The following is a 13,158-nucleotide window of genomic DNA, read 5'->3' on the forward strand; positions in this document are numbered from 1 at the left end:
AATAGGAATACCACGCCGAAAACGTGCTTATATAGGGTAGTTATCTGCCAATGCTAAAATAGTCATAGCCCATTTCCTTCATTTGGTCAAGTTCATATAAATTACGGCCATCGAAGATGACTTTATTTTTCAAAAGTTTTGCCATTTTCTCAAATTCCGGTGTCCGGAACTGAGGCCACTCGGTAAAAATCATAAGTGCGTCTGCGTCGTCGAGGGCGGCATATGGCGTATGACAAAAAGTAAGTTTGCTACCGAAAATCTTCTTCACATTATCCATTGCCTCAGGATCGTAAACAATCACTTTTGCTCCTCTTTCCAGTAAGGCTGAAATGTTTTCAAGTGCAGGCGCTTCCCGGATATCATCCGTATAAGGCTTGAAAGCAAGCCCCCAAACCGCAATGGTTTTATCTTTCAAATCACCGTCGAAGTATTTTTCGACCATCGGCAAAAGTCTCTTTTTCTGATCTTCATTTACTTCCATGACCGACTTCAAAATACGGAAATCATAGTCATAGTCGGCTGACGTTTTGGCTAACGCCTGCACATCTTTTGGAAAACAACTTCCACCATATCCGATTCCTGCAAACAGAAAACGCTTTCCAATTCGGCTGTCGGTGCCAATCCCGCGACGAATATCATCGACATTCGCACCCACCTTTTCACACAAGTTGGCGATTTCGTTCATGAATGTGATTTTCATAGCCAGAAACGAATTAGCAGCATATTTGGTCATTTCGGCCGAACGTTCATCCATGAATATAACCGGATTACCCTGGCGAACCAAAGGAGCATACAGCTTCTCCATCACCTTTTTAGCCTTTTCGGATGTTGTACCAACCACAACTCGGTCAGGCTTCATAAAGTCTTCAACCGCAACACCCTCCCTCAAAAATTCAGGGTTTGAAACTACATCAAATTCTACTTTCGCATTTTTTGCAATCGTTGCTCTCACTTTCTCAGCGGTGCCGACCGGTACGGTACTTTTGTCGATCACAACGGCATAATGGTCAAGGATATGCCCAAGATCATCAGCGACTTTTAATATATATTTCAAGTCAGCAGAACCGTCCTCGCCGGGAGGCGTTGGCAACGCTAAAAATATAACCTGGGCGTCTTTAATGCCTTCAGCCAAATCTGTGGTGAACTGCAACCGGCCTTCTTCTACGTTGCGATCAAAGAGCACATCCAGACCCGGCTCGTAGATAGGGATCTCGCCGTTTTTTAGTCTGCCTACTTTAACCTCGTCAATATCAACGCATGTAACCTGATTTCCCGTTTCAGCAAAACAGGTTCCTGTAACTAAACCAACATATCCGGTTCCTACGACGGCAATTTTCATATAGTGTCAGTAAATGTGAATAGTGATTAAAAATAGTTTGCAGCATACCGAATATTGTATTAAAACTATATCGTCAAACCATCATCCCCGCAAAAATAATTTTTTTCGCTTAATCAGCCCTTGAGTATTTCACATTTGTTCGCAAAAGGTACTGGAAATATGTCCTTTTCTTCTTATAATTGAGTAGAACCATTAAAATTACTATATGGAAACTACCACACACACACCGACAGAAGAAAGGGATGAAACCTCCAAAATGATCCGTGAAACGATTTCTTCGTTCGCTGAAAAGAATATCAAACCGTTCGTAAGAGAATGGGATGAAAACCAGCACTTTCCAACCGAAACGTTTCGTCAACTTGGAGAGCTGGGTTTAATGGGAATGCTTGTGCCAGAAACCTACGGCGGCTCAGGCCTGGGATATCGCGAATATGCAAATGCCATTATCGAGCTTTCGAAATTCGACCCTTCCATAGGGTTGTCGATGGCGGCTCATAATTCGTTATGCACCAATCATATATGCATGTTTGGGAGTGAAAGCCAAAAGACAAAATATTTACCTCTGCTCGCTTCGGGTAACTGGATCGGTGCTTGGGGATTAACTGAACCTAATACCGGTTCGGACGCAGGAAATATGTGTACTGTTGCACAAAAAGACGGTGATCATTGGAAGTTGAATGGTGCTAAAAGCTTCATAACGAATGGAAAAAGTGGCAATGTTGCCGTCGTCATCGCCCGAACGGGTGAGCCGGGAGATAAACACGGAGCCACGACTTTTATCATTGAACATGGTACAACCGGCTTTTCAGTCGGTCGAAAAGAGGATAAGTTGGGTATGAGGGCTTCTGAGACTGTGGAGTTGATATTCAATGATTGTGTTGTTTCGGATGAACAACGGGTTGGAGAGGTTGGGGATGGGTTTATTCAATCGCTCAAAGTACTGGATGGCGGCCGAATATCCATTGCTGCCCTCAGTGTGGGAACGGCTTTGGGTGCGTATGAAGCCGCCCTCGCCTATTCGCAGGAACGCCAGCAATTTGGAAAACCGATCTGTCAGTTTCAAGGGATATCTTTCAAACTGGCAGATATGTACACTGATATCCAGGCTTCCACATTACTGACTTTACATGCAGCCGAGCTGAAAGATAAGGGCGAAAAGGTTACTTTGGCCAGTGCTGTTGCTAAATATCACGCCTCCGAAACAGCGGTTCGGGTAGCTAATGAGGCAGTTCAAATCTTTGGCGGATATGGATTTATAAAAGATTATCCTGTTGAAAAATTCTATCGCGACAGCAAGCTTTGTACCATTGGGGAAGGCACCAGCGAGATTCAAAAACTGGTAATATCGAAAGAAATTCTTAAAAAGTAAGCAGTCGAAAACCATCTATACTGACAAAATACCGACAAACTGATGCAACGCGCGCTGGTAAAGTATTGATAGCGGTAGAGCACATATATCACTAATTTCGCCATTATCATAAACCTGACTTAATATGACTCCATTAATTGCGCTGCTTGTTCTTGTAGTTTTGACCATCTTGATGACCGTCAAAGTTGTTCCGCAGCAAAAAGCATATGTTGTAGAGCGATTAGGGAAATTCTATGCTGTGCTTCAGCCAGGTATCAATTTCATTATCCCGTTTTTTGACAGAACCGCTTATAAATACAGTTTGAAAGAAGGAGCGGTGGATATACCGGAACAGATTTGTATTACTCGCGACAATGTTCAGGTTCGGATGGATGGCGTTATTTTCATTCAGGTGATTGACCCGAAAAAAGCAGCATATGGTATTGCAGATTACACATTCGCCGTCACTCAGCTTGCCCAGACAACCATGAGAAGCGAGATCGGGAAACTGGATTTGGACAAAACATTTGAGGAAAGAATGACCATAAACAGGGCGGTGGTAGAAAGTATTGATGAAGCTGCAATCGGTTGGGGAGTGAAGGTATTACGCTATGAAATCAAGAACATCACACCTCCTCAAAGTGTGTTGATCGCGATGGAAAAGCAAATGCAGGCGGAAAGAGAAAGAAGGGCTGTGATCCTGCAATCGGATGGCGAGAAACAGGCAGCCGTTAATGTAGCAGAAGGTCAAAAGCAGAAAGCTGTACTGGAATCGGAAGGTTTGAGATTGAGACAAATAAACGAGGCAGAAGGTGAGGCCGCGGCGCTGCGATCAGTTGCCGAGGCCACTGCCGATAGTATCAGAATGGTTGCAGAAGCAATTCAGCGTGATGGCGGATTTGAGGCTATTCAGTTGAAAGTTGCCGAAAATTATGTGGAACAGTTTGGTAAATTGGCAAAGGCGGGCAATACCTTGATTATCCCTGCTAACCTTGCGGATATAGGCTCATTGCTCGCTACCGCTCTTACTGTGATAAAAACTGAAACAAAGAAATAGATGGATTTGTCTTTGCCGCAAATATGGCTGATTGTCGGACTGATAATGCTGATTCTGGAATTAGCTAGTGTATTTCTTGTCTTTGTCTTCTTTTCTGTGGGTGCTCTGATTACGGCATTACTGGCCTACATTGGCATACTGCCTGGCCTTGAACTACAAATTTTAACATTCTCTGCCATCTCGCTGATATCGATGATGCTGTTAAGAAAACACGCAAAAAGGCTATTCGATCCTAAAGAAAAAAACAACGCATACAATGAGTTCATCGGCGAAACTGCGTTGGTAGTAAAAGATATACCCCCGGCTGCTGAAGGTAAGATATATTACCGGGGAGCCGAATGGAAAGCAACTGCCGCCGACCACTCACCCATTATTGCTGGCAGTAAGGTTATTATTGTTAAAACAGAGGGAATAGTATTGGTCGTGGAAGAATCGTGAAATTGGGTCTCCTAATAATCTAATCCCGGCCTAGCATTTTATTACGCGCAATGGCTACTGCCTTGTGTAGCTTTTCCTGTAATACTTCCTGTGTTGGTAATGCGGTCAGGTAGTCGGCTACTCTGATATTACTTTGGTCTAGTTGCATCAGCTCCACATGCTCGGTATTCTTTCCTGTACACAGGATCAGGCCAATCGGTGTGTTTTCCCCTTCTACCTGTTCGTATTTTTGAAGATATCTTAGATACAGCTCCATCTGACCTTTATACCCCGCCTCGAACTCCCCTATTTTCAAATCAATTACTACCAGGCTCCTTAGTCTGCGATGATAAAAAAGCAGATCAATATAGTAGTCGCGATTATCGATGGTGATCCGTTTTTGACGGGCTAAAAAAGCGAAATCACTGCCTAGCTCAGTTATAAAACGTTGCAGTTCGGCAACGATACTGGTTTCCAGGTCTTTCTCTGAGTAAGTATCGCTAAGCCCCAGAAAATCCAAGAAATAAGGGTCTCTGAAAATCAGGTCAGGATTGATTATTTGCTCGGTTTTAAGTAGATCAAGATCCTGCTGAATTGTATGCTCCGGCTTTTTGCTAATAGCAGTTCGCTCGTACAACAGAGATTGGATACGTTCCTGCAATTGACGCGATGACCATTTTTCGAGTTTACACATCTCAATATAGAATTCCCTCTTGAGCGGGTCATCTATATATAAAAGTGATTTTAAATGTGTCCAACTCAATTGTCTCCGCAGTGCGGAGACAATTGAGTCATCTTCAAAAACCAAGGCAAATTGCATACAATGTCTAAGTTGCTTCTCACTCCAACCAGTCCCATATTCTTGAATTAATTGAATACTTAATGAACTTACAACATGCTTTCCATATTCCGCCCGCTCATTACCAAGAACTTCATCATTTATCCTCTTGCCCACTTTCCAATATAGTAGGGTTATTTCGGCATTTACAGCCAAAGCCACATTTTTGCGGCTTTCGTCAATTAAAAATCGGATGTCGCTGGTGATATGATGACTGCTCATACTGTCAATAATTTAATCTTTATTACTAAGGACTTAAATAAGATATTTAGTCACAATCTGACTGATCTCGACTGTTTTGAGTATCAACCATAGTGTTCAGATATATCTAAACCAAAACCCAAAAAAAATGACGCCCCAAACCGAAGCGTCATTTTTTATTATATGTATATCCTCTTATTTCTTCAAAGCCTCTACAACAGCTTGTCCAACATTCCCACTTGGTGGAAGTATATGCAATAAAGCAGAAACGGTTGGTGCTATATCCGTGATAGAAGTCCTTTTTAAGGTCTCGCCTTTGTTTATACCCCATCCAAATATGACAAATGGAACATGTGTATCGTAGTTATATGGTGTTCCGTGAGATGTTCCTGTGTTTGTGCCGTAGAACCATCCCGGCTGCGTGATGATCTGGATATCTCCGCTTCTTTTGGCGTTCACGTTGTTTTTGTACAATTCCAACTGATAGGTATTCAGTGGGGCTTTACCCATATTGGTCAAATCGAGAACATCAGCAATTCCAGCTTGCGGCAATACTGCTTCACGGACTACCTCAGCCACCTGAGATACAGAGATTTTCTTCTCTCTCAATAACTTATGATCCAGATATAGCTGATTATTCTCTGATGATTTGATAAATTTCCCTTCCCCGAATGCATCCAGAATCGACTGGTTAATCACTTTTCTGAGGTTGCTCATACTTACCAGGCCGTTCGGCAGTTTGTGTTCTTTTGCGAAACCAGGAACATCCACAACGCCATGATCAGCACTCAGGAAGACGGTATATTCTCCTTTTCCAACATATCCGTCCAGGAAGTTAAACAAGTCGGCAAACTCCCTGTCCAGACGCAGGTAATCATCCTGCTGCTCAACCGAATTAGGCCCTACACTATGACCAATCTTATCAGGTGTTGAAAAACTGATTGCTAAAAAATCGGTATCCTTTCCTTTGCCTAATTTCTCACCTTTCACAGCTTCAATGGCGACTTCTTTGGTGATCGTATTTCCCCAAGGAGTTTGAGTAACCACACCAAAGGCATCGCCTGCCAAACCAGCTAATTCATAAGGGAAAACAGGCTTTTTAGCGCCAGGAAGCCTTCCTTCCCAAGCCACGTCATCGGCAGTACTCTGCGTATACTGGTCTGCTGGGAGTAGCAATTGCCATCCTTTTCGCAAATACTCAGACGGCATTTTCTTCGCATTGTAATCCTTCATCCACTGAGGCAGATCATTCATATAGAATGTACTCGTCACCCAATTTCCGGTATTAGAATCAAACCAGTATGAACCGTCGGCAGTATGGCCGCCTGGCAATATTGACCCACGATCCTTGATCGCCACTGCCACCGTTTTGGAGCGGAAATTGGTTGCGATCTTAAGCTGATCTGCAACCGTGCTGGTCAGCAAATTTTTAGGAGACATTTTCCCAACACTTTTATTGGTACTTCCTACGGTCGCGACGGTGCTGTCTTCTACACAATATACCTCCTGACCAGCAAAGGTATCGTACCATTCATTTCCTACTATTCCGTTGATGGCAGGTATTGAACCTGTGTAAATACTGGCATGGCCGGCAGCCGTGACCGTCAAAGCATAACTATAATGATTATTTCGACAATTGAATCCTTCGTTCATCATGCGTTTGAAACCACCCTCGGTATATTGATCGTAGTATCGATACAGATAATCGTAACGCATTTGATCCACTACAATACCGACTACCAGTTTAGGTCTGGCTACCTTGGGCGAACTTGCTGTCACTTTTTTAGCACTTTGAGCCATCACTGAACCAGCGGCAAGAAGACTCAAAACACAAACTGAAATTTTTCTCACTGTTTAGGAATTTGGTTGACTATTTATTTAAAGTTGGTTGACCTATTTTTTCAAAGCTTCGGATACCGGATTTCCAACGTTTCCGCTCGGAGGAAGTATATGCAGCAACGCAGAGATCGTCGGTGCTATATCGGCGATGGTTGTTCTGCGCAAAGTTTCGCCTTTGTTGACACCCCAACCATATAACAGGAACGGTACATGGGTGTCATAATTATATGGCGTTCCGTGGTCAGTCCCTGTTGCATATGCCGATGCAAACCAACCTGGTTGAACGATCAATTGAATATCACCGCTTCTTTTCGCATTGATATTGTTCTTAAAGAGCTCGAGCTGGTAAGTATTAAGTGGCGCATTACCAATATCACGTAAATTGATCACATCGGCTATACCCTGCACTGGAAGAAGAGCTGCACGCACTACTTCAAAGGCATCTTTGACAGTCACTTTCTTGTCTGCCAGCAATTTGGGATTCAAGTATAATTGGTAGTTCTCGAAAGACTGAACGTATTCTGCTTCTCCAAAAGCTTCGTTCAGCGCCCTTACGATGGTTCTCGTTAATGTCGTCGGATTCATTAAGCCTGCAGGCAGTTTATTTTCCTGCCAAAAAGCGGGAACATCCATTGCACCATGATCGGCAGTCAGGAATACGGTGTAGTTCCCTTTGCCTGCCCAACCGTCCAGAAAGTTGAAAAAATCGGCAAATTCCATATCAAGTTTGATATAGTTGTCTTCCTGTTCCACTGAATTAGGACCAAAAGCATGACCTATTCTGTCTGGCGTTGAAAAGCTTACAGCCAGAAAATCAGTGTCTTTTCCTTTACCAAGATTCTCCCCTTTAATGGCAGCAATGGCCATATCCTTCGTCATCGTATTCCCCCATGGCGTCGTTGTGATTACACCATAAGGATCGCCAGCTGTTCCTGCCAGTTCATATGGAAAAACCGGTTTTGCTACACCTGGCAACTTCACTTCCCAAGGCACATCGTCTCTCGTACTCTGAGTATACTGGTCTGCCGGCAAAAGCAAATTCCAGCCTGATGTCAAATATTTGGCCGGCATTTTTTTGTCGTTATATGCCTGAACCCACGAAGGTAAATCGTTCCGATAGTAAGTGCTTGTTACAAAATTTCCTGTCTTGGAATCAAACCAATATGCTCCGTTAGCGGCATGCCCGGCTGGCAAAATCGACGCACGGTCTTTAATCGCAACTCCGATTGTTTTTGAACGAAAATTGGTCGCGATGCGAAGTTGGTCGGTGACTGTACTTACCAGTAAATTTTTAGGCGACATCTTACCAACTGTCACGTTCGAGCTGCCAACGGTAGCCACAGTGCTATCGTCTGTACAGTATACATTTCGACCAAGCTCTTTATCATACCAGTCATTTCCCACAATTCCGTTTATGGCTGGTAGCGAGCCTGTATAAACCGCGGAGTGTCCGGCGGCTGTAACCGTTATGGCATAGTGGTAATGGTTATTACGGCAATTAAATCCTTCATTCATCAACCGCTTCAAACCGCCCTCTTTGTACTTGTCGTAATAGCGGTACAGATAATCATATCGCATCTGGTCCACTACAATTCCAACGACTAACTTCGGCCTGGCCAGCGGTGAAGTTTTTGCGGCGGCTGTATTCTGACCATAGGTAAAACCTGCTGTCAATCCGATAAGGATTAACATTTGTAGGCAAGAGCGGGAGGCTATTTTCATAGTTTCAATTATTGAAGAATAAAAAACAGGATTTAAAAATAACAGCTCGCGCCATTTTCATTGGTGTACAACAGCATTTTATAATGGTTTTTTAACATTTACACCTATTATGCTACGGTGCAAAAGTAAGTATGTACCACCGTATTAAACACAAAAAGCCGGAAGTTTTGAAGTTCCGGCTTTTCATAGAGGTGATGTTTACTTAGTTCTTTCCGCTTCCACTCACCTTGGCAGGTGACGCTTCTGTTCCCTGGCCTTTTTTAGCTTTCGCAAAATCTCCAGACTTCACGATCACTAACTTGCTGTAATCTATATACTTATCGAACGCTGCCTTGATAGTTTCGGGGGTTAATGCTTCAATTTTCTTTTCAAAATCTGCATCCCAGTCCATGGTTCTGTTCAGGTATAGGTTATTGTTTAAAGTTCCTGAAAGTCCTGCATCCTGTGAACGCGAAACCTGACGTGACTGAAGATATCCTGACTTGGCAGCCTTAATTTCTTCAGGCGTAAATCCGTCTTTTACTGCTCGTTCAACTTCTTCCTTAAAAGCCTGCTCCAATTTCTCCAGATTTTGCGGCGCATAGATTGCATATGCCATAAATGATCCGTTTTTATCCAAAGGACTAGCCGAAACCTGCGAACCAACACCATAGCTCAAACCTTCTTTTTGTCTGATCCTGGTGGACAAACGAGAATTCAGAACGCCCTGACCCAAGATATAATTGCCTAATATCAAAGCCGGATAATCAGGATCTGAATCTTGCAGAGCAATAGGAACACCTGCTACAAAAAACGCATTTGCTTTGTCCGGCGCTTCAATTGCCTTGTTTGCCGGTTTCGCAGCTACGAAAGGAGACGCAAGTCTTTTGAAGGTCTTAGGACTTTTCCAGCTTCCCAATTCTCCAATAAGTTGTTTCTCAATAGCGTCCTTATCAAAATCACCTACGATACCAACAGATCCGTTGGATGCTCCATAAAATTCTTTGTAAAACGCTTTCACCTGATCGATTGAAGCCGATTTAATTTCCGCCAAATCTTCATCGAAAGTACCAACATATCTTGGATCACCTTTTGGGAACGGTGATACCAGTCGTTGATATTCAGTAAAAGCAATTGCCTGCGGATCGCTCCGTTGCGACTCTATGCCTGCAATTTCTTCCTCTTTCAATTTGTCAAACTCATTCGCGTTCAGAGCCGGTTCCTTTAATATCTCTGTTACCAATTTCAAAACAGCAGGCAGATTGGCCTTCGTCGTTTCGATATTAACCGTCACCTGATTAGCTCCGCCCCCAATACCAACACGTGCATTCAGCTTATCAAACTCGTCTTTGATCTGCTGACGGTTTTTTGTTTTAGTCCCCTTGTCAAGTAATGATGCCGTAAGCGATGGAATCGCGCCCTTATTCATCAGACTTTTTTCATCACCAAATCGCAAGGTCAGACGAGCTGACACCACATTACCTCTAGTTTTTTTAGGAAGTAAAGCCAGCTCAAAGGTATTTGGCTTTTCAACCTTCGTAGTACGCGATTCGATATTGGCCGGAGAAGGATCAAACGCTTCACCTTGTTCAACCTGCGCCTCGCCTTTGTAGTCTTTTACCAATGCCGCCACGTCCGGAGCCTGTGGTATTTCCGAGCGGGAGGAGTTTGCCTCCGGCACAAATGAACCCACCGTTCTGTTTGACGTTTTCAGATATTGCTGCGCAACCCGGAATACATCGTCAGCAGTCACTTTTCTGATCTGATCTCGGAAAAGGAATGCCAGACGCCAGTCTCCCACGGCGATAAACTCGCTGATCCCAAGCCCCACTCTTTCTGAGTTACGGAATTCCAGATCCCAGTTTTTCAGAATAGTAGTTTTCGCGCGCTCAATGTCTTCCGGTTTTGGTTTAACCTTTCCTGCTGAATCCAAAGTCGCCAGAAAAACAGATCTTGCCTCATCTAAAGACTTGTCTTTCAATACTTCCATACCAAAAAGGGTATATCCCGGATCATGTAACTGGAAAGTAAGGTTAAATACTGAAGTCGCTTTTTTCGTCTCCACCAGGTTTTTGTAAAGCTTTCCATATGGTTCAGCAGAAAGCAGTTCTGTTAATACTTCAGTCGGGGGATAATCCGCATGAGAACCCGGTGCGATGTGATATGCAGCCATTACCAACTGCACGTCACCCGTGCGTCTTACTTCCACTTCGCGCTGGCCGTCCTGCGTTGGCTCTTCGGTATGGGTGTTCGGCAATATGCGCGTTGGTTTCGGAAGTTTCCCGAAATATTCACTTACTAAGGCCAATGTCTTTGCCTCATCAAACTTCCCTGCAACCATCAGAACAGCATTGTCAGGCTGGTAGTATTTTTTATAAAAAGCCTGAATATTCTCAATCGGATAACGTTCTATGTCCGATTTATTTCCAATCGTCGATTTTCCGTAGTTATGCCACGAATATGCAGCATCGGCCACACGCTGCATCAACACCCTGAAAGGGCTGTTTTCACCGGACTCAAATTCATTTCTTACGACACTGAATTCCGTGTCAAAATCCTTTTTAGCAATATAGGAGTTGAGCATTCTGTCAGCTTCGAGGTCAAGTGCCCATTTAAGGTTTTCCTCAGAAGATGAGAATGTTTCATAATAATTGGTACGGTCGTACCAGGTAGTTCCATTGGGTCTGGCACCGTGTTCGGTCAATTCCTGCGGGATATTCGGATGTTTTGGAGTGCCTTTAAAGACAAGATGTTCCAGCAAGTGAGCCATTCCCGCTTCTCCATATCCTTCATGTCTCGAACCAACGTTATAGGTGATATTCACTGTTACGGTCGGCTTGGAAGCATCCGGAAACAACAGTACTTTCAGACCGTTGTCAAAGTTATATTCGGTAATTCCTTCGACTGAAGCGACTTTTTTAATGTTTTTTGGTAAATCCTGAGCCGACAGCGGAGCCACCAGCAATCCAGACAAAAGGAAGGAATAGACCGCTCTTGAACTCAACAATTCTCTAATCATATGTTATCTGATTGACTGATGAAATTTAATCTATGAATTTAATTGCCGAGGTTGAATTTTCAACATTTTTCTTGATAAATGGTTACCTGATATATACAAACAGTAACATGTCGCGAGATATATGCCCCTTGTTGCAACATTTACCTAAGAAAGTCATGTATATAAATCAGAAAGATTTAAGTTTGGTATTCGAATTCAACGATATATGTCAGAAATTAAACATTTGATAAAGCCTGTTATCGCAGCAGCCATTTTTGTACTTGGGAGCTGCGCGAGCGGGATTCCAATTTCCAGCCACTCCAAATATCCTATAGATGTGGTATTGGAAAACGAGCCTGTTTCCCGACCGTATTCAGAAATCGGTTTCGTAGAGATTGGTAGCGAAGACTCTTTGACCAGCGACCAGACCAAAGACAATACGATGATCATGCGTGGAAACGATGCCAAGACGAAGGAGCTTCTGATGGCAAAACTGGTTTTAAAAGCACAAAAAATCGGAGCCGACGCCTTGATCAATGTCAAATACAAATATTTTACGTCGGTTAGCAAAGAAGGGTATATGCTGTCGGGCGTGGCGGTGAGGTATCGGGGGGAATGAGCTTAAAGGAGTATGGAAGAGAGGACGAAAGGGAGGAAGTGGGAAGACGGGTTAAGAATGAATGGTTAAAGGTTAACGGATTTCGGCATCAGCAGTAGTTCCATACCCTAGCGTTGAAGATGTTTCAATGTAAAAACATTACACTTTTCGGCAGTCCCTTTAAACCTTAACCTATTAACCGTTAACCCCAAATTCATCCTGAAAGTCTGATCTCCGCGTTCCTTCTTCCCTTTCCTCCCTCTTCCTTTTATCCAAAAAAAACAACAACTATGCTCTTCAAAGCCAACTTTTCTGAAATGCCAGTTGAAGCTGAAAGCAGGGTTATTGTCCGGTTTCAGGATTGTGATCCGCTGATGCATCTCAACAACTCTAAGTATTTTGACTATTTCTTCAACGCCCGGGAGGATCAGGTTTCGAAACTGTACGGGTTTAGTTTTGAAGCCATGTATCGGGAGTTAAAGACGAGCTGGGTGGTTTATCAGCATCAAATCGCGTACGTGAGACCGGCTTTGATCAGCGAATGGGTCCGAATCACTTCGCGCGTCATCCACTATAACGAAGACACGATGGTTACTGAATATTTTATTACCAATGATCACCGGACTGAGCTCAAAACGGTACTTTGGACCACTTCAAAGCATATCAGTATTATTAGCGGAAAACGTACGCCTCACCCGCAGGAAGTGATGGATTATCTAAAAGCAACCTGTGTACCGGGGCTGGATTTTGAAACGCTGGCGTTCAACGACAGGATACATGCTATCAAGGAATCTCTTAAAAATGACTAACAAGCATTTTTGG

At 43.5% G+C, this 13,158-nt stretch carries 10 protein-coding genes; 5 read left to right on the forward strand and 5 right to left on the reverse strand.

Annotation, left to right across the window (positions count from 1 at the left end):
* Positions 1–40: 40 nt before the first annotated feature.
* A complete protein-coding gene (locus AC1XUD_RS13210) occupies positions 41–1,339 on the reverse strand; it encodes a UDP-glucose dehydrogenase family protein (RefSeq protein ID WP_483361481.1) in 1,299 nt (432 codons plus the stop codon).
* A 256-nt stretch (positions 1,340–1,595) separates the two neighbouring features.
* Between AC1XUD_RS13210 and AC1XUD_RS13215 the strand changes: the two genes are divergently transcribed.
* From AC1XUD_RS13215 to AC1XUD_RS13225, 3 genes are all read left to right on the forward strand, one after another.
* Positions 1,596–2,708, forward strand: a complete 1,113-nt coding sequence (locus AC1XUD_RS13215; protein WP_483361528.1) for an acyl-CoA dehydrogenase family protein — start codon at positions 1,596–1,598, stop codon at positions 2,706–2,708.
* A 124-nt stretch (positions 2,709–2,832) separates the two neighbouring features.
* A complete protein-coding gene (locus AC1XUD_RS13220; RefSeq protein WP_483361482.1) occupies positions 2,833–3,744 on the forward strand; it encodes an SPFH domain-containing protein in 912 nt (303 codons plus the stop codon).
* Positions 3,745–4,182, forward strand: coding sequence for an NfeD family protein (locus tag AC1XUD_RS13225; RefSeq protein ID WP_483361483.1), 438 nt, complete (start codon positions 3,745–3,747; stop codon positions 4,180–4,182).
* A gap of 19 nt (positions 4,183–4,201) precedes the next feature.
* Here AC1XUD_RS13225 and AC1XUD_RS13230 read toward each other — a convergent pair whose 3' ends face one another.
* The 4 genes from AC1XUD_RS13230 to AC1XUD_RS13245 form a co-directional block, all read right to left on the reverse strand.
* Positions 4,202–5,221 (reverse strand): PDDEXK nuclease domain-containing protein, encoded by a 1,020-nt coding sequence (locus tag AC1XUD_RS13230; protein ID WP_483361484.1) that lies wholly within the window; start codon positions 5,219–5,221, stop codon positions 4,202–4,204.
* A gap of 174 nt (positions 5,222–5,395) precedes the next feature.
* Complete coding sequence (pafA, locus tag AC1XUD_RS13235; RefSeq protein ID WP_483361529.1) at positions 5,396–7,000, reverse strand: alkaline phosphatase PafA; 1,605 nt, start codon at positions 6,998–7,000, stop codon at positions 5,396–5,398.
* 93 nt (positions 7,001–7,093) lie between these two features.
* Positions 7,094–8,731 carry an alkaline phosphatase PafA gene (gene pafA / locus AC1XUD_RS13240; protein ID WP_483361485.1) on the reverse strand — a complete coding sequence of 546 codons (1,638 nt, stop codon included), beginning with the start codon at positions 8,729–8,731 and terminating at the stop codon, positions 7,094–7,096.
* A 232-nt stretch (positions 8,732–8,963) separates the two neighbouring features.
* Complete coding sequence (locus AC1XUD_RS13245) at positions 8,964–11,759, reverse strand: M16 family metallopeptidase (RefSeq protein ID WP_483361486.1); 2,796 nt, start codon at positions 11,757–11,759, stop codon at positions 8,964–8,966.
* Between the two features lie 205 nt (positions 11,760–11,964).
* Here AC1XUD_RS13245 and AC1XUD_RS13250 point away from each other — a divergent pair, with 205 nt between their 5' ends.
* Both AC1XUD_RS13250 and AC1XUD_RS13255 read left to right on the forward strand, forming a co-directional pair.
* On the forward strand, positions 11,965–12,357 hold the full coding sequence (locus AC1XUD_RS13250; protein WP_483361487.1) for a hypothetical protein: 393 nt from the start codon (positions 11,965–11,967) through the stop codon (positions 12,355–12,357).
* 269 nt (positions 12,358–12,626) lie between these two features.
* The gene (locus AC1XUD_RS13255) at positions 12,627–13,145 is read left to right on the forward strand and encodes an acyl-CoA thioesterase (RefSeq protein WP_483361488.1); all 519 of its coding nucleotides are present in this window, start codon (positions 12,627–12,629) and stop codon (positions 13,143–13,145) included.
* Positions 13,146–13,158: the final 13 nt, after the last annotated feature.

It is taken from the genome of Dyadobacter sp. HNCC25DJ184, assembly GCF_056895215.1.

Excerpts from the sequence above, each read along its gene's own strand:
- AC1XUD_RS13215 (WP_483361528.1), top strand. The coding sequence starts at position 1,596 with ATGATCCGTGAAACGATTTCTTCGTTCGCTGAAAAGAATATCAAACCG.
- AC1XUD_RS13210 (WP_483361481.1), bottom strand. The coding sequence starts at position 1,339 with ATGAAAATTGCCGTCGTAGGAACCGGATATGTTGGTTTAGTTACAGGA.
- AC1XUD_RS13220 (WP_483361482.1), top strand. The coding sequence starts at position 2,833 with ATGACTCCATTAATTGCGCTGCTTGTTCTTGTAGTTTTGACCATCTTG.
- pafA (WP_483361529.1), bottom strand. The coding sequence starts at position 7,000 with ATGGCTCAAAGTGCTAAAAAAGTGACAGCAAGTTCGCCCAAGGTAGCC.
- AC1XUD_RS13225 (WP_483361483.1), top strand. The coding sequence starts at position 3,745 with ATGGATTTGTCTTTGCCGCAAATATGGCTGATTGTCGGACTGATAATG.
- AC1XUD_RS13255 (WP_483361488.1), top strand. The coding sequence starts at position 12,627 with ATGCTCTTCAAAGCCAACTTTTCTGAAATGCCAGTTGAAGCTGAAAGC.
- pafA (WP_483361485.1), bottom strand. The coding sequence starts at position 8,731 with ATGTTAATCCTTATCGGATTGACAGCAGGTTTTACCTATGGTCAGAAT.
- AC1XUD_RS13230 (WP_483361484.1), bottom strand. The coding sequence starts at position 5,221 with ATGAGCAGTCATCATATCACCAGCGACATCCGATTTTTAATTGACGAA.
- AC1XUD_RS13245 (WP_483361486.1), bottom strand. The coding sequence starts at position 11,759 with ATGATTAGAGAATTGTTGAGTTCAAGAGCGGTCTATTCCTTCCTTTTG.
- AC1XUD_RS13250 (WP_483361487.1), top strand. The coding sequence starts at position 11,965 with ATGTCAGAAATTAAACATTTGATAAAGCCTGTTATCGCAGCAGCCATT.